The organism is Ruminococcus sp. RTP21484sp1_RTP21281st1_A8_RTP21281_210402, assembly GCF_040914025.1.
Lineage (GTDB): Bacteria > Bacillota > Clostridia > Lachnospirales > Lachnospiraceae > Blautia_A > Blautia_A faecis.
In genome coordinates, this window is sequence record NZ_JBCPGE010000002.1 from 37,756 (window position 1) to 56,871 (window position 19,116).

At 44.0% G+C, this 19,116-nt stretch carries 15 protein-coding genes; 13 read left to right on the top strand and 2 right to left on the bottom strand.

Going from position 1 to position 19,116, the window contains the following annotated elements; genetic code table 11:
- Position 1 precedes the first annotated feature (1 nt).
- From AB5170_RS01095 to AB5170_RS01120, 6 genes are all read left to right on the top strand, one after another.
- Complete coding sequence (locus AB5170_RS01095) at positions 2–1,534, top strand: sugar ABC transporter ATP-binding protein (protein WP_148461522.1); 1,533 nt, start codon at positions 2–4, stop codon at positions 1,532–1,534.
- Positions 1,527–2,543, top strand: a complete 1,017-nt coding sequence (locus AB5170_RS01100) for an ABC transporter permease (RefSeq protein WP_148461523.1) — start codon at positions 1,527–1,529, stop codon at positions 2,541–2,543. Before AB5170_RS01095 ends, AB5170_RS01100 begins: the two co-directional genes overlap by 8 nt.
- A gap of 138 nt (positions 2,544–2,681) precedes the next feature.
- Complete coding sequence (locus AB5170_RS01105; RefSeq protein WP_148461524.1) at positions 2,682–3,614, top strand: ABC transporter substrate-binding protein; 933 nt, start codon at positions 2,682–2,684, stop codon at positions 3,612–3,614.
- A 213-nt stretch (positions 3,615–3,827) separates the two neighbouring features.
- Positions 3,828–5,474, top strand: a complete 1,647-nt coding sequence (locus tag AB5170_RS01110; RefSeq protein ID WP_173715745.1) for a response regulator — start codon at positions 3,828–3,830, stop codon at positions 5,472–5,474.
- A 7-nt stretch (positions 5,475–5,481) separates the two neighbouring features.
- Complete coding sequence (locus tag AB5170_RS01115) at positions 5,482–6,531, top strand: sensor histidine kinase (RefSeq protein ID WP_148461526.1); 1,050 nt, start codon at positions 5,482–5,484, stop codon at positions 6,529–6,531.
- A complete protein-coding gene (locus AB5170_RS01120) occupies positions 6,528–8,012 on the top strand; it encodes an ATP-binding cassette domain-containing protein (protein ID WP_368361333.1) in 1,485 nt (494 codons plus the stop codon). The genes AB5170_RS01115 and AB5170_RS01120 overlap by 4 nt, the downstream gene beginning before the upstream one ends.
- 124 nt (positions 8,013–8,136) lie before the next feature.
- On the opposite strand, the gene AB5170_RS01125 is transcribed toward AB5170_RS01120, so the two are convergent.
- Positions 8,137–10,548 (bottom strand): glycoside hydrolase family 3 N-terminal domain-containing protein, encoded by a 2,412-nt coding sequence (locus AB5170_RS01125; RefSeq protein WP_272105094.1) that lies wholly within the window; start codon positions 10,546–10,548, stop codon positions 8,137–8,139.
- A 296-nt stretch (positions 10,549–10,844) separates the two neighbouring features.
- Between AB5170_RS01125 and AB5170_RS01130 the strand changes: the two genes are divergently transcribed.
- Complete coding sequence (locus AB5170_RS01130) at positions 10,845–11,786, top strand: AraC family transcriptional regulator (protein ID WP_173770787.1); 942 nt, start codon at positions 10,845–10,847, stop codon at positions 11,784–11,786.
- A 220-nt stretch (positions 11,787–12,006) separates the two neighbouring features.
- A complete protein-coding gene (locus AB5170_RS01135) occupies positions 12,007–12,873 on the top strand; it encodes a hypothetical protein (RefSeq protein ID WP_368361334.1) in 867 nt (288 codons plus the stop codon).
- Between the two features lie 87 nt (positions 12,874–12,960).
- Here the strand turns inward: AB5170_RS01135 and AB5170_RS01140 are convergent, their stop codons facing one another.
- On the bottom strand, positions 12,961–13,701 hold the full coding sequence (locus tag AB5170_RS01140) for a 1-acyl-sn-glycerol-3-phosphate acyltransferase (protein ID WP_118577600.1): 741 nt from the start codon (positions 13,699–13,701) through the stop codon (positions 12,961–12,963).
- A gap of 202 nt (positions 13,702–13,903) precedes the next feature.
- On the opposite strand from AB5170_RS01140, the gene AB5170_RS01145 reads away from it, so the two are divergent.
- The 5 genes from AB5170_RS01145 to AB5170_RS01165 form a co-directional block, all read left to right on the top strand.
- The gene (locus tag AB5170_RS01145) at positions 13,904–14,350 is read left to right on the top strand and encodes a protease complex subunit PrcB family protein (protein ID WP_118577599.1); all 447 of its coding nucleotides are present in this window, start codon (positions 13,904–13,906) and stop codon (positions 14,348–14,350) included.
- A 28-nt stretch (positions 14,351–14,378) separates the two neighbouring features.
- On the top strand, positions 14,379–15,935 hold the full coding sequence (locus AB5170_RS01150) for an SPOCS domain-containing protein (RefSeq protein ID WP_368361335.1): 1,557 nt from the start codon (positions 14,379–14,381) through the stop codon (positions 15,933–15,935).
- A gap of 241 nt (positions 15,936–16,176) precedes the next feature.
- The gene (ispE, locus tag AB5170_RS01155; RefSeq protein ID WP_368361336.1) at positions 16,177–17,031 is read left to right on the top strand and encodes a 4-(cytidine 5'-diphospho)-2-C-methyl-D-erythritol kinase; all 855 of its coding nucleotides are present in this window, start codon (positions 16,177–16,179) and stop codon (positions 17,029–17,031) included.
- 15 nt (positions 17,032–17,046) lie between these two features.
- On the top strand, positions 17,047–17,721 hold the full coding sequence (locus AB5170_RS01160) for a GntR family transcriptional regulator (RefSeq protein ID WP_118577596.1): 675 nt from the start codon (positions 17,047–17,049) through the stop codon (positions 17,719–17,721).
- Positions 17,722–18,016: 295 nt separating this feature from the next.
- Positions 18,017–19,116, top strand: a 1,100-nt coding sequence (locus AB5170_RS01165; protein WP_368365031.1) for a spore germination protein, incomplete at its 3' end; no start/stop codon positions are given.

The following is a 19,116-nucleotide window of genomic DNA, read 5'->3' on the forward strand; positions in this document are numbered from 1 at the left end:
AATGAATGAGGTCATTGTCTCCATGAACAATATCAGCAAAAGCTTCCCGGGCGTAAAGGCCCTGGATCATGTAAAGTTTGAGTTGCGTTCTGGAGAAGTCATGGCGCTGCTTGGGGAAAATGGAGCCGGAAAATCAACCCTGATGAAAATCCTCAGCGGTGTATATACCAGAGATGAAGGAACGATGGAAATCTTCGGAAAATCCTATGACGACCTGACACCAAAGCAGGCCCAGGAAGCAGGAGTAGCCATTATCCATCAGGAATTGAACATGTGCAGGCACTTAACAGTAACGGAGAACATGTTCCTTGGAAGAGAAGTAAAAGGTGGTTTATCCTTAAATAATGCGAAGATGCGGAAAGAAGCCAAGAGGGTTCTGGACGATCTTCGAATCGACATCAGTCCGGATCAGATCGTAGGAGATCTGCCAGTATCCAAACAGCAGATGGTTGAAATTGCAAAAGCACTTTCCATCGATGCAAGGATCCTGATCATGGACGAGCCTACATCCTCTCTGACAGCAAAAGAAATTGATGATCTTTTCCGTATCATCCGAAAGCTGAGGGACGAAGGAAGAGGAATCGTATACATTTCACACAGACTGGAAGAACTGTCCCATATCGTGGACAGAGTTACCATCATGCGAGATGGACAATACATAACAGACGGTAATTTCAAAGACATGGACATGGACTACATTATCAAAAATATGGTAGGCCGTGAAATCAAAGAAAAATTCCCGAGAGTGGAATGCAGGAAAGGCAAGAAGATTTTTGAAGTGAAAAATCTCAATGCCGGAAAAATGGTCCGAGATATCAACTTCTCTTTATATGAAGGCGAGATCGTAGGATTTGCGGGACTGATGGGAGCCGGAAGAACGGAGACTACAAGAGCCATCTTCGGTGTTGATCCGAAAGACAGCGGAGAGTTTTATGTGGATGGTAAAAAAATCGAAGTCAACTGTCCAATGGATGCCATTCGAAACGGTGTTGTGCTTGCTCCTGAGGATCGTAAAAAAGACGGTCTCTGTACGAAACTGAGCATCCGTCAGAACCTGGCACTGCCAAATCTTGACCTTGTATGCAATAAGATGGGTGTGATAAACTCAGGAAAAGAAGATGCTCTTTGCGAAAAAGCAGTGAAGGATCTCCAGATTAAAACACCGAATGTGGAAATTGATTCCGGCAATCTTTCTGGTGGAAACCAGCAGAAAGTAGTTGTTGGAAAATGGCTCGCAAGAGATTCAAGGGTTGTTATCTTTGATGAGCCCACAAGAGGAATTGATGTTGGCGCAAAGGTAGAAATTTACAATCTGATGAATGAGCTGAAAAAACAGGGAATTGCAGTTATGTTTGTATCCTCTGAAATGCCGGAGGTCATGGGAATTGCAGACCGTATCATCGTAATGTGTGACGGACGTATCACCGGTGAGGTTTCAGCAAGGGAAGCCACCCAGGACGAGATCCTTACAATGGCAACATCCTTTGAAAACAAGAGTATTAAGGAAACTGAGGGAGGAAGTAAAAATGAATAGTAAACAGCAACGCCCTTTAAAGAAATTATTGGGAATCAGGGGAATGGGGGCAGCACTTACCGCATTCGTGGGGCTGATCATTATTTATATCGCATTTGGTATCATTAACCCGGCGGTTTTTTCAGGACAGAATATGTTGAACCTGCTGCGTTCCATGTCCAAGTACCTGTTGATCGGTATTGCACAAAGTTACGTACTGATCACTGGAAACATTGACCTGTCAATCGGATCCATGGTCGGAATGAGCGCCATGATCGCAGCTACCTTAATGACAACAGGAATGGTACCATTCCTTGCAATTGTGATCGCACTTATTGCCTGTCTGGTAGTTGGTGTGGTAAATGGATATCTGGTTGGAAAATTTAAACTCCCTCCATTTATTGCAACTCTGGGAACCATGTTCGTAGCACGAGGAATTGCCTACATGGTAAACGGAAACAGAAATACAGATGCCATTGCAACAGGTGTTGGAAAAGAAACGGCTGATGCATTCCAAAATTGTTTTTATTACGGTAAAACGCTTGGCATTTATAACACATTCTGGATCGCACTTGTTATTTTTGTTATATTTTTCTTTATCTTATCCAAGACACGTACAGGCCGTCATATTTACGCAATCGGTTCTAACGTGGACGCGGCAAAGCTTTCTGGTGTAAACGTAGTTTCCACCACAGTAAAGACTTATCTGGTAAGCTCCGTATGCTCCTGTGTAGTTGGTCTTATCCTTTGCGCACAGGCTGGTATGGGAAATATGGAAGCTGGAAACATGTACGAGATGTATGGCGTAGCAGCCGGCGTAATCGGTGGCGTTTCCCCACTTGGAGGAACTGGAATCCTTCTTGGAACCTTCGCAGGTGCAGCTGTCTGGCAGACTCTGGAAAATGGTCTGAACATGATCGGTGCACAAGTTGGTATCCAGCGAGTTGTAATCGGCGTGATCGTAGTTGCAGCCGTATTGCTGGATGTAGTTGTAAGAAACGGACAGTTTGGCAAACACAGAAAAAAATAACCGCAAGAAAACAGTATTTTTCACAGGAAAATGAAATCGACAACTGAATATGGGAGATGTAAAATAATTTCATGAAACTAAACCGCAAATGGAGAAGGCGGGTAGTTATAAAAAATAATTTTTAGGAGGATTTTTACAATGAAAAGAAAACTTTTAGCTATGGTATGTGCAGTATCTATGATCGCTTCCCTTGGAGCAGCTACTGTTTATGCATCAGATGATGTTAAGGCTACAGGCGATGAGAAAATTGCGCTGATCACAATGGACTCTATCGACCAGCACTGGATCACCCTGAACGAAGGCGCTCAGGAAGAAGCAAAAGAGCTTGGTGTAACAGTTGACTTCATGTCCCCGAATACAAAAGATGACGCTCAGCAGATCGAGTGTGTAAACAATGCAGTAGCAGGCGGTTATGATGCAATCATGGTTGCTGCAAACGGACCAGACGCTATTTCTTCCGCACTTCAGGAAGCAAAAGATCAGGGAATTAAGATCGTATATGTTGATTCCCCTGCAAATGTAGAGGCAGAAGCTACTTTCTCCACAGACAATGAGGCAGCTGGAACAACAGCAGGAGAAGAGATGAAGAAGGCGCTTGAGGATGCTGGTATTACATCTGGTAAAATCGGTATCATTAATGTAAACGCAGCTACTGATTCCTGCGTAAACCGTGAGGAAGGCTTCCGCGCAGCATTTGACGGCACAGACTTCGAGATCATGGAAACCCAGTACGGCGAAGGTGATGCTGCAAAATCCCAGAGTATCGCAGAGAACTACATTACACAGGGTGTTGTTGGTATCTTCGGATGTAATGAAGGCTCCACAACTGGTGCCGGAAATGCCATCAAAGCAGCTGGAAACGCTGACATCATCGGTGTTGGTTTTGATAAATCTGACGCGATTCTGAACCTGATCGACGACGGATATCTTCTTTGCACAATGGCTCAGAACCCAGATGTTATGGGATCTGAAGGCGTAAAAGCAGCTGTAAAAGCAATCAACGGCGAGGAACTCGGCGGAGAAGTTACAGATACAGGTGTATCTGTGATCACAAAGGATTCTGATAAATAATCTGAAATAAAAGGAATATTGTTCATGGAACGTCATGGATATGATGACGGCTGGGGCAGTAATTATAAGGAGCAAGAAACCGTCGGTTTTTCCGGCGGTTTTCTTGCTTAAAATGCTGAAATGGATTATTATTAGAAGTAAGAAAAAGTGGAGAGAGTTTCTAAAAAAATGGGGAAATTTCTTCACAGTAATCATGTAATGGGGACGGAGAACATGGAGATTTTAAAGGTAGTAATTGCAGATGATGAGGTGCGGATCTGCCAGCTGATCCAGGCACTGATCGACTGGGATTCTATGGGAATGAAGGTGGTGGGAATCGCCCACAACGGAGAGGAAGCCTGCGAAATGGTACGGCAGACACAGCCGGATATTCTGATCACAGATATCCGCATGCCAGGCTGCAGTGGCCTGGAGCTGGTAAAAAGGGTGAAGGAGCTGGATTCCGCTCTGGAAGTAATCATAATCAGCGGTTACGCCCATTTCGAGTATGCACAGCAGGCTATCAGTTACGGTGTGGGACATTATCTTCTGAAGCCGGTAAACAAGGGGGAACTGACTGCTACCCTGCAGAAATTGCAGAAAAAGATCGGGGAGCGCAAGGAGTCGGAACTGAATCATCAGGAGCTTGTAAATAAGGCGAAAAGGGATGATGACCATTTACGGGCAAATCTGATCGACCGGCTGCTGGATCAGCCGGATATGCCGGTTTCACAGGACACATTGACGAGCATTTATCATCTGAAAGCAAGACAGGGAGTGTACCAGGCGTTTTGTGTAAAAGTGGATTATGGAAGAAAGATCATTTCTGGCGGCAGAATGGATGGAACAACAGGTCTGGCTGGCGCACGAGAGATCAGCTCCACTTCCAGTGAAATCCTTATGGAAAAAGTACGTGAGGTCCTGGAACGAAATCTGAAAAAAGACAGCCGCGAATTAGTTCTTCTGATTCGTGATGACTATTGCTACGGTATTCTTAACTATCCGGAAAGTGAGAAGGAATCCATCCGCCGGAGCATGAAGAGCAGCCTTACCCAGATGGAAATCCAGAAAAATATGTTTCAGCATGTAAGCTTTTCCATGGCAGTTGGAGCTGCATACAAAGAGGCAGAGCATTTGGCTGACTCTATGCAGGAAGCCCGAAAACTGATCCAGGAAAGGCTGGTAAAAGGGGACGGACGGGTTCTTGACTGTCTGGGAAAAGCTTCAGAAATCCAGGAGAGCGAGTTGCTGAAAAAGTATCTTCGTGAGATTACTCATGCCGTAGAAATTTCCAGCATTCAGAATGCAGCAGAAGCAGTAGAGGATTTGCAGGATACGGTAAATAAGGCGAAAGAAATTCGTGGCAGCGAGATTTTTGAACTGGTGTATGCAGCAGCTGATATTTTTGCGGCAAGTATTCGGATTCCAGAGCGTACTGCTACTGTGGAGGAATTCCGTAAACAGTGTGATAAATGTGGAAAAATAGAGGAAATTTTTTCCTGTCTTGGGGATTTCCAGAAAAAATATATCCAGGAGCAGGCTGAACGCTATGAAACTGATACTATCCGCCCGGTTCGCAAGGCAAAGGAATATATCCAGAACCATTTCAGTGATCCGCTGACTTTAGAGGAAGTCAGCGAGATAGTGGGACTTAGCACTGCTTATTTCAGTGCCTTATTCAAGAAGACAGAAGGAGAAGGTTTTGCAAAATATCTGATCAACGTGAGAATGGAACAGGCCAAGCTACTCCTTCGGGAATCCAATCTTCCAGTAACAGAAATCTGCAGGAGGGTAGGATATAACGATCCGAAACATTTCACACATACCTTTGAGAAAGCGGCAGGGGTGAAACCCTCTACATATAGAAAATTGTATGGATAAATCAAAAATGAAATTTAAAGAAAAACTGAAATACATATCCAACCGGGCTCTTGTCCTGGGAACGGTAGTCTTCGGGAGTTTTATTATTCTGGCGGTAATTCAGCTGTTATTGGCATATAAAGGCGAAACACCCTGGTGGATGGCCATAATTATAACAATATTTGCAATTTTGTTTCCGATTGTATTCTGGCTGTGGATTCACCGCCCTTACATGCGCTGTGAAAAAATGACGGATCGTTTTCTGGATGGTTATATTTTTTCCGAAAAAGAAGATATGGAACTCTTGAACCTGACTCCAAGCATCCAGAAGCAGATGAAAATGGTAGACCGCATTGTGCGTTCTCCCCAGTATATGGATCTGAACAAAAGACAGGCTCAGTACCTGGCTTTGCAGAATCAGATCAATCCCCACTTTCTTTACAATACACTGGAAAGCATCCGTGGAGAAGCTATTATTGCAGGTCTGGACAGCGTTGCAGATATGACAGAAGCCCTGGCAAGATTTTTCCGTTACACCATTACCAAGGTGGAGAATCTGGTTTCTGTGGAGGAAGAACTGGATAACTGTGAGACTTATTTTGGAATTCAGAAATATCGTTTCGGGGACCGGCTGCAGCTTCATATTGATTATGATATTGCAGAGTATGAAAAGATCATGAACTGCAGAATCCCCAAACTGACGTTGCAGCCGATTCTGGAAAACAGCATTATCCATGGCGTGGAGCTGAAGGTTGGCGGTGGAAATCTTTATATCCGTTTTCAGTGTACAAAGGATCGCCTGCTCATCCGTATTTCAGACGATGGGGTGGGAATGGACGAGATGACTTTAGCAAAGCTGAACCAGAAGCTGGGCAAGTCAACCAAGGCCATTCACGACAATGAAGAAAAACAGGGCGGAATTGCTCTGGTGAATGTGAATAACAGAATCCATTTGATCTTTGGGGATGAATATGGCATGCATGTTTATTCTGTACCAGGAGAAGGAACAGATGTGGAGATCACCATCCCTATACTTACTGACGACAGACAGGTGAAAAACAGGAGCGTGTTGGTATGAGAAACGAAGTTCTCAGAATGGAGCGTGTGACGTATAAAGAGGATGAGGTTGTGAAGCTGGAGGACTTCAATCTTCAGATTTTTCAGGGAGAGATTATGGGATTTATGCCTGTTAACAGTCATGGAAAAACAGCTCTTCTGAAGCTTCTGGAACGGAATCTTCCCCTCTATGACGGTTATATTTATTATGGAGGGGAAAAGGTAAACACCTGGAAAGAGAATTACAAGGCAGCAAACAGGATCAGCATTATCCAGGAGAAAAGTTCTCTGGCAGGAAATCTGAACATTGCAGATAATATTTTTGTCCTGCGTCCGGGCTTTCGCCAGTGGGTGATCCGCACAAAGATCCTGAACCGGCAGATGGAACCTTTTTTAGAAGATATCGGAATGGACATTCCCCTTAATAAAGATGTGGAGAAGCTTTCTACTTTTGAACGGATCATTGTAGAATTGCTCCGGGCTGTGATTATGGGATATCATCTGATCGTGCTGGACGAAGTTGGAGCCCTTGTCAGTGATGATGAGTTGAAAAAGCTCCATGGAATTATCCGTCGTTATGTGAAAAAAGGGTTTTCTTTTCTTTATATCTGTTCTCATCTGGAAGAGATTTCCAGTATCTGTGACAGATGTGCGCTGTTTACCAATGGAAGAATCCAGAAGATTCTGGAAAGAGAGGAGCTGTTCAATGATCCGCCCGTAACTTACATGACGGAATATAACGACATGGTCCGTTATCATACGGAAAAAAGGGAAGGGCAGCAGGCTGCACCGGTTGTTTTTCAATGGAAGGGCTACGGAGAGGATGCAGCCTGCAATTTTTCCTTTGATGTGCATAAAGGAGAATGCCTGGCCGTACAGATTATGGATGCCAGGGGAATGGAGGAGCTACGGAAGATTCTGACCGGAGATATTTTACCGGAAAGTGGAGAAATCCTGTTGAATGGGAAGCAGACAGAGATTCCGGGAAATGGCAGGATTGCAGTAATCCAGGAACGTACTACAAAAACCATGATTTTTCCGAAACTGGATTATATGAATAATCTCTGTATTTGTCTGGCAGAAAAAGTTCCTTCAATCTGGCACAACAAACGTCTTCAGAAAAGTATTCGGAATGAATACAGTCCCATATTAGGGACAGATGTTTTTGAAATGCCGGTGGAGGAACTGAGTGAAAAGCAGAAGTATCAGCTGGTGTATACAAGAGTATTTTTGCAGAAACCGGAGATTCTGTTTTGTATTCAGCCTTTCTGCGGCGCTGATCTTGCTCACAGGATGTTTGTCTGGAGTATGTTGGAAAAGTTCCTGGATAAGGGGATTTCGGTGGTGATCTTATCTTTGAATTTATCGGATTCCCTGGCTATGGCAGATCGCCTGTTGATTCTTGGGGAAAATGGGAAAAAGAAGGAAATTGTAAGAGAAAATTTCCATAAGATTACCTCGTCGGTGCCCTGGCTGCATAGGTATCCGTCAGAGAGAAAATAAAATGTATAAAACATAATACTAATAATTCGGATTGTATTTTCAAACACGCTCCAGAGCCTAAATAAGAAGCCCATGGCAACAGAAATAAAATTGCCATGGGTTTCTTTATAACTAAAATTCAATTTCAGTCAATCTTCAGAATCAGTTCCAGCACCCGTCTTGCACAGTGCTCTAATTCCGGGCGGCCAAGCTGTCCCATTTCCATGGCCTTTTTCACACGTTCTGGGAAACCAGTTCCCATTTTTACGTCATTTCCGGCCTTGATTTCTTTGTAATGCTCTGCTCTTGTCCACCAGTCAGTGGTGACCATTCCCTTGAAGCCCCACTCGCCGCGGAGAACATCTTCCAGAAGCTCACGGTTCTCAGAAGCGCGGTGACCATTGATTGCATTGTAGGAGGACATGATCGTCCATGGCTGTGCTTCTTTTACAATGATCTCGAAACCTTTCAGATAGATCTCGCGAAGTGCACGCTCGGAAACACGGGAATCGCTGTGCTTTCTGTTGGTCTCTTTGTTATTTGCTGCAAAATGCTTCACAGAAGCTGCAATGTGCTGGGACTGGATACCTTTTACCATAGCTGCGCCCATCTTTCCGGCAATCAGCGGATCCTCGGAATAGTACTCGAAGTTTCTTCCGCAAAGTGGGTTTCTGTGGATATTCACAGCAGGGGTAAGCCATACTGCAAGATTGTTCTCCTTCACTTCCTCGGCACCAGCCTGTCCCACCTGCTGAACAAGTGTCGGGTTCCAGGTGCATGCAAGAAGGGTTGCACAAGGCCATGCTGTTGTGTTCATGCTGCATTCTCCGCTGATACGAAGACCGGCAGGCCCGTCTGCTGTCATAATGGAGGGAACACCGTAATCCGGAAGATTTCCAAAGCCGAAGGTATTGGAAACACCTACGTTTGGCTGTCCTCCCAGAAGATGAAGCAAATCATCATCGTTTAACTGTGCCATAAAATCATCCAGGGAAAGTCTGCCTTCTGCCACATCAATAAACTGCTTTCTGCCAAAGTTGTCGAAAAGTGTGCCACGTGCACAGCTGCGGACTGCAGGGGTAATACCTTCCTCAGTGCCCGGCTCCATTTTCTCAAATACGCATTCGTTCATGTCGTTGCATGCAGACTGTGGAAGCTCCTCAAAACTGCCGTCAGAGAGCATACGCTCTTTCAGGCTGGTTGGAACAAGATGAGCTGTCAGCTGCTTTGTGATTACATTTTCAGCCAGTTCCATTGTCAGGATGCTCTCCTTGGTGTCGCGCACAGAAGTTCCAATATAGAACTTATAAGTACCTTTTTCCAGAATATATGCGGATTTCTTGATTTTTCCAAGGTCATCGTAGGAAGCCATGTCAGCCTTTGCAAAGGAAAGGCGGATCTGCTGTGTCTCGCCTGGCTGAAGAAGACGGGTTTTTGCAAAAGCGGCAAGCTGGCGGGCTGGTTTCTTCAGAAGTCCCTGTGGAGCTTCGAAATAAATCTGGACAACTTCTTTTCCAGCCAGGTTACCGGTGTTGGTTACCTGAACCTCAGCGAAAATCTGATCCTCTGTTTCCCACATAGCGATGGTGTCCAGGCCAAAGGTGGTGTAGGAAAGTCCATATCCAAATGGATAGATTACTTTTTTTTGTGCCCCTGGAAGAGTTTCAAAATAGCGGTAGCCTACATAAATATCTTCCGTATAGTTTACATAATCAAAAGACTCATGGAAGTTGGCTGTGGATGGATAATCATTTACGTCTGCAGCAAAAGTGTCGGCCAGCTTACCGGATGGATTCCCTTTGCCGGTGAGAAGCTCCGCCATGGCAAGCCCGCCTTCCATGCCACCCTGCCATCCAAGAAGAGCGGAGGAAATCTGGTCGTCATTTTTTACCCAGGAAAGATCCATGATTCCGCCGATGTTGAGAACTACCACGATATCATCGAAGCGCTCTTTTACCATGGAAAGCATTGCTTTCTCACGGGCAGTGAGATAGAAGTCACCATCTGGGAAAACTTCGCCGGAAATTTTCGGCATGGTGGTTTCTGTATCCCATGGATTAAATTCGTTGTTGCATTCAATGTTGGAACGGTCCCAGCCTTCGCCAGAGAAACGGCTGATCACAACAACTGCAACGTCAGCAAATGCTTTTGCGCCGTCAGCAAGTTCTGGGGAAAGCTCTGGCTCTACCGTCATTCCTGGTGCGGCACCCTTTTCATACTGGTGTTGGATATCGGTGCGGTAAAATGCGGATAATGGCTCATAGATCTGAACGGCGCCTTCCTGCATTTTCAGCCCGTCGTAAAGGTTGTGTACATAAGAAACCATAACATCACCGCTTCCGCCGCCGCCTTTTACATAGTCGAAGCTGCCCTTGCCGAAAAGGGCGATGCGTGTGCCCTCAACAAGAGGAAGCAGATTTTTCTCATTTTTTAAAAGAACCATACCTTCCTTGGCGGCTTCTTTGGAAAGAAGGATATGTTCTTTGCTTGCGGTAACACGGCCGCTTTCCTTAAGGGGAAGGTTTGGCTGGAATTTAACTCTGATCCATTTGTTCATTGTGGGATGTCCTCCTGTAGATAAATTTATAATTAGAAAGTTTTTTTCGTGTAGTTGCCTTGATATTGCTATTGTACTGGAAAAAGCGGTGGTGTACTAGATGGTTTATTGCTTCTTTTATAGGTCTTTCTTGATATTATAGATGAAATATTATATATTATCATAAAGAATAAATGGTATATTTTGATTTTGAACCTGTAGCATAAATGTTGTATTTTGATTTTAAACCTGCAGCATAAGTGTTGCGTATTATGGAAGTCGGGAAATTTGAGTGAAAAAAGAAGGTGAGGAATACTATGAGAGCAGAATATGAAAACGTGCTGGATGATCATTTGGGGAAAATTCATTTTACATATGTAAATACCTGGGATGAATTGTTACCGGCGCACTGGCATGAGCATTTGGAAATTATTTATGTGCTTTGCGGCGAGATTACAGCATCTATTAATGATGTGAGTTATGAGTTGGAAAAAGGGGATATTTTTCTGGTAAATTCCAATGATATCCATTATACCTACACGCATGAGGATGCCAGGTATTATCTTTTACAGATCCCGCCGGTTCATCTGGAAAGAATTTCTGCAAAGTGGAAGGGACTGAAATTTCAGGAGCTTATAAGGTCGAAATCAGCTGACGCATGTGTTCAGGGAGAACAACTGGAGAATGTGCAGCGAAAGGGACTTGTGGAGATGAGGGAGAATCGAAAGTCTACAAATCGGGCTGATGATTTGTATGATCAGTTGAGAGACGTATTTCGGAAAATTGCAGGCTTTTATGAAGGAAAAAAAGAAGGCTATCATCTTCTGGTGCTTTCTGCTGTTTACCGTTTACTTTATTTTCTTTATACAGAAGGAATCAGGAGTGAGGAAGATACAGAAAACACTCACGGCACTTTGCGAGACTTGGAGAGGATGAAGCTGTGCATGGAATTTGTCCGGGAACATTATGGGGAAAGAATTTCCCTTGCCGATGCTGCTGGGCTTTTGTCCATTACACCAGAGCATTTCTGTCGTCTTTTTCGCAAATATACAGGACAGACCTTCCTGGCTTATGTAAATCAGATCCGCATGGAGCATTTCCACACAGATCTTCTGGAGACAGATAAAAATATAACATTTCTTCTGGATAAAAACGGGATTACCAATTACAAAGGTTTTTTGCGAAAATTTAAGGAAGCTTATGGGGAATCGCCGAAGGAAGTCCGGAGAAAGAAAAAACTGAAATCTTATGATAAATAAAGTACTTGTAAATTAGCATGGACAATGTTACTATGATAAAAAGCATATTTCTTATATAGTTCATGGCACGTCAGCCATCTGATTTATCTAATTGCATTTCAGAAATTCATGCTTTTAAACCCATTAAAAATGAAAAAAGCAGGAGTTCTGAACGTGATTGGTTAACAAATAAGAGTTAATCTGTATTTTCTGACTCCTGCAAGAAAAGGAGGACCAGATTATGGTAAACAGAAACTACAAGGATACAATATTCAGAATGCTTTTTTCCGACCGTAAAAATCTGCTTTCGCTTTATAATGCGATTAACGGAACATCATATGAGAATCCGGAAGAACTGGAGATTGTGACACTAGAGAATGCTATTTATATGGGAATGAAAAATGATCTGGCATTTATTATTGGCACCAATCTTTTTCTGTATGAACATCAGTCAACCTACACACCTAATATGCCCCTGAGGGATCTTTTTTACATATCAGCAGAATACCAGAAATTGGTGAATAAGAAGTCTCTGTATTCATCGACACTGCAGAAAATCCCTGCACCAAATTTTATTGTATTCTACAACGGTATAGAGAAGACAGATGAAAGATGGGAAAATTGTCTGTCAGAAGCGTATGAGAACCTATCTGGTGAGCCGAAACTGGAGCTTAAAGTGGTAACGTTGAACATTAATGAAGGAAGAAACCGAGAACTGCTGGAACAGTGTCAGACGTTAAGAGAATATGCAGTATATGTAGCAAAGGTACGTAAGTATGCCCAATATATGGAACTAGAAGCAGCTGTGAAAAAAGCTGTGGATGAGTGCATTCAGAATGGAATTCTAAAAGATTTTCTTCAGAATAAAAGAGCGGAGGTTATCGCAGTGAGTATATTTGAGTATGATAAAGAAGAGGAAGAACGAAAGCTGAGAGAAGCCGAGTTTGAGGCTGGGGAGTTGTGTGGAATACAGAAAGGAATACAGAAAGGAATACAGCTGCGTGATAGGGAAATAGCCCAGTCATTGATGAAAAAAGGGATGACTGCAGCGGAGATTGCAGATATTCTTGAGATTAGTGAGAATGATGTTATAAAAATGCGGGAATGATTTTTCAAACAAGCTCCAGAACCCAAAAGCAGGACAGCCTTAAATTCTTTATGTAAAGGTCTGTCCTGCCAGTTGGAAGCTGACGCATTATAACTGCGCTTTATTTTTTACCAGCATTTCATGAATGATATTCTGTGTATAAGCACCCAGATGTTTTTTGTCCTCTTTTTCCAGCTGGTCTATGTAGATTGGTTTGCCATATTCCAGGATAACGTGGGTTTTCTTAACTCTTGGAAAATGGTTTTCCCAGATATCAGCGGAGCCGCTGATCGCCATCGGGATGATCGGACAGTTTGTCTTTGCGGCAATTTTGAAGCTGCCCTCATGGAATGGAAGCATGTCCAGTTCATCTTCATTTTTGTTTCGTGTACCCTCTGGGAAAATGCAGATGGAAATGCCGGATTTCACTTTCTCAATAGCAGTGAGAATGGTTTTCAGGCCCTGCTTCAGGTCATTACGGTCAAGAAACAGGCAGTGAAGACGTTTCATCCAGGTAGAAAGCAGAGGAACCTTTTCCATCTCTTTTTTTGCGATATAGCCGGTACGGATGGGGCAGCGTGGATAAGTGATCGGTACATCAAAAAAGCTTCTGTGATTTCCGATATAAAGAACCGGCACATCAGTTGGTACATTTTCCTCTCCGATAACAGTCAGCTTCACACCGGATATCCACAGGATAAAACGAAATACTGCCTGAACGATCCGAAGAGAGCTGATTTCCTTTGCCATAGGATTGAATTTGCCGATGATCCATTCTACAAAGAGAATGGGAATGGATAAAATCAGGAATCCAACCACTACAATCACGCATAAAATAAAACGAATCATATGATTTTCCTTTCTTTGATCTGTGCCTCATGCGTAGGAAGCATGTTTTGGCATATTGTTTATGTCTATTATATGTAATTTGAAAAATTCTTGCAATAAATCTTTTTTATTCCTCATACAATAAAATAAATGGAGATTGCTGTTTGCTGTGTTTAAAGGCTGAGCATCAGATGAACAGCAACGAGACATCTGAGGTGGCAGAATGAAAAAAACAAAAGCAGTTCTTCTGGGAGTAATTTTGTGGTCACTGCTTTTGATCAGTGGATGCAATTTTATCCGCATTGAGGAAGAGCCGCGGAAGCCTCTGGAGTATTCCATTGTAAAAAATGAAGAGATACCGGCAGAACTGGCTGCCCTGATACAGGAGAAAAAGAAGAATGAATTTCAGCTGACCTATCAATGTGAAAAAGACCTGTTTCTTGTAAAAGGATACGGGGAGCAAATGAGCGGAGGTTACAGTATTTCTGTGGAAGAACTGGGGTGGACTTCCCAGGCTGTTTTTTTCCGGACAATGCTGCTGGGGCCATCAGACGAGAAAATAACGATCAGTCCGCCTTCCTATCCTTACATCGTGGTGAAGACGGAATACCGAAAAGAACCTGTGATTTTTGAACGCTTTACTGAAAAAAGCGAAAATGATGCAATATAGCAGTCTGGTGAAAAAGGAGTGGAAAATCGTGGAATTAAGAAAAGAAAGTGTGCAGATGCTTCAGATAAAAAGCCGTGCAGCCAGCCAGGTAACGTTTGATACAGATTATAATGTACCAGATGCAAAGCCGGATGTGGGCCGACTGATCCAGAACAAGGGTGACGTTTCCATGGATGAAGTGCGTCTTAGCGAAGGAAAGGCATTTATCAGCGGAAACCTGAACGTGGATATTCTCTATGTGGGGGAAGAAAACCAGAAGGTGAGCAGTCTGGGGGCAAAACTGCCTTTTGATGAGACTTTGAACCTGGAAGGGATTGCAAGTGGGGATAAAATGTGCCTGAAGTGGGAGATTGAGGATCTCAGCGTGCACATGATTCATTCCCGAAAACTAAACATAAAAGCAATTGTCACCTTTTATGCAGTGGTAGATGAAATGGCAGGGATTCAGCTTCCGGTGGAAATCAGTGAGGAGGGAATTTCAGTAAAAAGGAAGAAAGTCCGTTTAATGAGTCTTATGGTACATAAAAAGGACACTATGCGGATTAAGGATGAAGTGACTTTGGTGTCCAATAAACCGAACATTGAACAGCTTTTGTGGTATACCATCGATGTCCGTGGAATGGATCTGCGTCCAGAGGATAATGTGGTGAAGGCAAGAGGGGAGCTGTCAGTTTTTGTCCTGTATTCGGGAGAAGATGAAGAAAATCCGCTTCAGTGGGCAGAGTATGTGCTTCCGTTTAATACGGAAGTGGAGTGTACTGGTTGTATGGGAGAGATGATTCCAAATATTGGCTTTTCCGTTATGCATCAGAGCATTGAAGTAAAACCGGATTCCGATGGGGAAGAACGGGTAATGAGTGTAGACACGGTGCTGGAACTGGACATGAAGCTTTACCGCGAAGAAGAGCATGACCTGATTCTGGATGTGTACTCACCTTTGAAAGAATGCATTCCTCAGGGAAAAGAGATGTGTCTGGAAAGCCTCCTGGTACGGAATGACTCCAAATGCCGTGTATCTGACCGTATTGAACTGAAGGAAAGCCAGGGGAAAATCCTGCAGATCTGTCACAGCCAGGGACGTGTAAAGGTTGAGAAAACGAAAATTGTAGAAAATGGAATCCAGGCTGATGGAATTGTATTTATGAAAATTCTGTATATTACAGGAAATGATGAAATGCCATTCTATTCTGTTGATGGAATGATCCCTTTTTCCCATATAATTGAGGCAAACGGGATCAACGAGGACAGTATCTTTTTTCTGCAGGCAGATCTGGAACAGCTGTCAACGTCTATGATCGACAGCAATGAGATTGAAGTGAAGGCTGTGATCAGTCTCAATGTGCTGGTGCTTCAGTGTGAAAACCGGATGATCATAAGTAAAGTGGAGGAGCGTCCCCTTGATATGGAGAAAATCCAGGCAATGCCGGGAATCACGGTGTATGTGATGAAAAATGGGGATTCTATGTGGGATATTGCGAAAAGATTTTATACTACAGTGGAGGAAATCTGTGAGCTGAATGAACTGGAAGAGGACAGAGTTGTGCCTGGAATGCCGCTGCTGTTGGTGAAGAAGGTGGAAGGGTAAGGCTGCTTTCTGTTTACTGCATATATTTGGAGAAAACCTTTTCAAACATGCTCTGGTCACGTTGTGGACAGTAACGATATATATAGAATGAGAAATTTCCTCGCATAAATGTATTGAAAAAAATACAAAAATATTTTACAATAAAAGCATTAATAAAATTGTATACAAAGTACAAAGAAACTGTTGCTCTTAGAGCCTGCCAGAGGTTTTATGTGAGCGGCAGCTACAAGCGGAGGAAATTATGCGTTTACGTGCACTTGCAAAGATAAATCTGGGACTTGACGTGGTTGGAAAACGTGATGACGGATATCACGAAGTCCGTATGATCATGCAGACCATACAGATGTATGACGTGCTTGAAATTGAGAAAAAAAAGGAGCCGGGAATTGTCCTTACCACGAACATTCCTTACGTTCCTACTGACGAGCGGAATCTTGTATATAAAGCGGCGAAAATGTTAATGGATGAGTTTGATATAAAAGAGGGGCTTACCATGAACCTGGAGAAGTTTATCCCGGTAGCAGCTGGCATGGCTGGTGGAAGCTCTGATGCGGCAGCTGCTTTTGTTGGAGTGAACCGCCTGTTTGGACTGGGACTTTCTGAGGAAGAGCTGATGAAGCGTGCTGTGAAGGTTGGAGCTGATGTTCCTTATTGTGTGATGCGCGGAACTGCTCTTGCAGAGGGAATCGGGGAGAAGCTGACCAGACTTCCCAGAGTACCTCACTGCTATGTTCTGGTGGGAAAACCAGGAGTAAATGTTTCAACCAAGACTGCTTATGAGAACCTGAAACTGGACGATCCTGCTGTGGTTCATCCGGATATCGATGGTATGGTGACAGCTGTCAGAAATGGTGATCTTGATGGAATGATTTCCAGAATGGGAAATGTATTTGAACCGGGAATTATCAGCAAATATCCTGTGATCCAGGAAATCAAAGATCTGATGGAGAGCAACGGAGCACGTAAGGCCATGATGAGCGGAAGTGGTCCTACTGTATTTGGCATTTTTGATGATAAGGAGAAAATGAATCGGGCAGCAGCTGTTCTCAGGGAGAGCAGACTTGCGAAGACTGTTTTTGCCACAGATGTTTTTTAGCGGAGGAAAATACAAATGACAAGTGATTTTACAGTGCATATGGATGAGTATCTTCCACTTAGGGAGGTCGTTTTTAACACATTGCGTCAGGCAATCCTGAAGGGAGAACTGAAGCCGGGCGAAAGACTTATGGAGATTGCCCTTGCGGAGAAGCTTGGGGTGAGCAGAACTCCTATCCGGGAGGCCATGCGTAAGCTGGAACTGGAAGGGCTGGTTGTGATGATCCCGAGACGTGGAGCCCAGGTTGCCAATATTACAGAGAAGGATCTGAATGACGTTCTGGAGGTCAGGATCACTCTGGAAAATATGGCCATTGAGAAGGCCTGTGCTAATATGACAGATGCGGATATCCGGAAGCTGGAGCAGGCGGCTGAGGTTTTCCAGACCAGTACGGCGGAAGGCGACCTGGTAAAGATGGCTGAGGCGGATGTTAATTTCCATGAGGTAATTTATGAAGCTGCGGATAATAAAAGACTGATGCAGGTTCTGAATAATCTTCGCGAGCAGATCTACAGATATCGTGTAGAATATTTGAAAGAGGATGAGTCCAGAAACCGTCTGGTGAAAGAGCATGAGAAAATTACCAGGGCGATTAAGGAACGGGACGTGAAAGCGGCACAGGAGCTGTCTTTTGAACATCTGGAAAATCAGCGGATGGGAATTATTCAGGCGATTCGGGCAGAAGAGTAAACTGAGTGGTTTTCTGGGAGCGGAGCGGGCACATCCTGCCCGCGTTCCTCCTTCTGGGAAGTTGAGAGAAAATGAATATAATTGTTTTTATGGGAGATACTGGGAGAGATAACCAGTGTCTTTTTTTTGTGTAATAGGAAATTCCGTTGGAATGCTCTAATACACAAAAAGCCCTACCGGGCAGGATCGCACTGCGGCGAAATGAAAGATGTCGTTCGAAGCGACCCGCCGCAGGCGGAGAATCCTGCAAGCAGGATTTTCTTTTGTTGCCTGAAAATGGAAAAGAGGAGCAGTGTTGGATAAAAATGATAATATTGTTATGATTTCAAAGGATATTCGAGAAAATGAACGGTATATAAGAGAACGTCTGACAGATTGTGGAGATATTCAGATCCGGAAGATGCGGCTGGGGGATGAGCGGAAGGTTGACTGTCTGATGGTCTATATTGAGGTAGCGACTTCCAATATGATGCTGGAGGACTCTGCCATTGGAAAAATGGTTGGGCATTTCTGGGAGATTTCGCCTGGGGAGATGCAGGAATTTGTGGAGTATAACAGTCTGGGAATTGCGGATGTAAAGAAGCTGACTGACATGGAGCAGGTGTTTGCAGGGCTGCTTGCCGGAAACGCGGTTTTCTTTATGGACGGATTTGACCAGGCTATGAAAATTTCCAGTGCCGGTTATCCAAGCATGGGGGTAACAGAAGTGGAGATGGAGAAGGTTCTGCGAGGTTCCAGGGAAGGCTTCTCTGATTCTGTGAAAATAAATTCGGCACTGATCCGGAAGCGGCTACGGGATACCAGATTAAAGGTAGTGGAATTTTATATTGGGGAGAGATCACATACACTGGTACAGATGGTGTACATGAAAGATCTGGTGCAGGAGGAATTTCTGGAGCAGGTGAAAGAGCGGCTTGGAGAGTTTCGAATTGATGGAATTCTGGACAGCGGAATGCTGGAACAGCTGACGGAGGATTCCTGGTTTTCCCCATTTCCACAGTATCAGACTACGGAAAGACCGGATCGGGCGGCGCAGGAAATTTTAAATGGAAAAGCAGTGCTTCTTTGTGATAATTCTCCGTCAGCGCTTATTTTACCAGGTGTTTTTCACAGTTTTATGGAAAGTAGTGAGGACTGGTATAACCGATTTGAAATGGCATCGTTTCTTCGAATACTGCGCTATGTGGCAATGGCAGCAGCTACGTTGCTGCCGGGGCTTTATCTTGCGGTGATCCGGTTTCATACGCAGATTCTTCCCACGAACATGCTTCTGTCCTTTGCCCAGGCAAGAGAAGGTGTACCATTTTCCAGCATTGCGGAGCTTGTTTTGCTGGAATTATCTTTTGAACTGATTCGGGAGGCAGGTGTGCGGATTCCGGGAGCACTGGGGAATGC

Coding starts and splice junctions, on each gene's coding strand:
- AB5170_RS01095 (WP_148461522.1), top strand. CDS start 2: ATGAATGAGGTCATTGTCTCCATGAACAATATCAGCAAAAGCTTCCCG.
- AB5170_RS01100 (WP_148461523.1), top strand. CDS start 1,527: ATGAATAGTAAACAGCAACGCCCTTTAAAGAAATTATTGGGAATCAGG.
- AB5170_RS01105 (WP_148461524.1), top strand. CDS start 2,682: ATGAAAAGAAAACTTTTAGCTATGGTATGTGCAGTATCTATGATCGCT.
- AB5170_RS01110 (WP_173715745.1), top strand. CDS start 3,828: ATGGAGATTTTAAAGGTAGTAATTGCAGATGATGAGGTGCGGATCTGC.
- AB5170_RS01115 (WP_148461526.1), top strand. CDS start 5,482: ATGAAATTTAAAGAAAAACTGAAATACATATCCAACCGGGCTCTTGTC.
- AB5170_RS01120 (WP_368361333.1), top strand. CDS start 6,528: ATGAGAAACGAAGTTCTCAGAATGGAGCGTGTGACGTATAAAGAGGAT.
- AB5170_RS01125 (WP_272105094.1), bottom strand. CDS start 10,548: ATGAACAAATGGATCAGAGTTAAATTCCAGCCAAACCTTCCCCTTAAG.
- AB5170_RS01130 (WP_173770787.1), top strand. CDS start 10,845: ATGAGAGCAGAATATGAAAACGTGCTGGATGATCATTTGGGGAAAATT.
- AB5170_RS01135 (WP_368361334.1), top strand. CDS start 12,007: ATGGTAAACAGAAACTACAAGGATACAATATTCAGAATGCTTTTTTCC.
- AB5170_RS01140 (WP_118577600.1), bottom strand. CDS start 13,701: ATGATTCGTTTTATTTTATGCGTGATTGTAGTGGTTGGATTCCTGATT.
- AB5170_RS01145 (WP_118577599.1), top strand. CDS start 13,904: ATGAAAAAAACAAAAGCAGTTCTTCTGGGAGTAATTTTGTGGTCACTG.
- ispE (WP_368361336.1), top strand. CDS start 16,177: ATGCGTTTACGTGCACTTGCAAAGATAAATCTGGGACTTGACGTGGTT.
- AB5170_RS01160 (WP_118577596.1), top strand. CDS start 17,047: ATGACAAGTGATTTTACAGTGCATATGGATGAGTATCTTCCACTTAGG.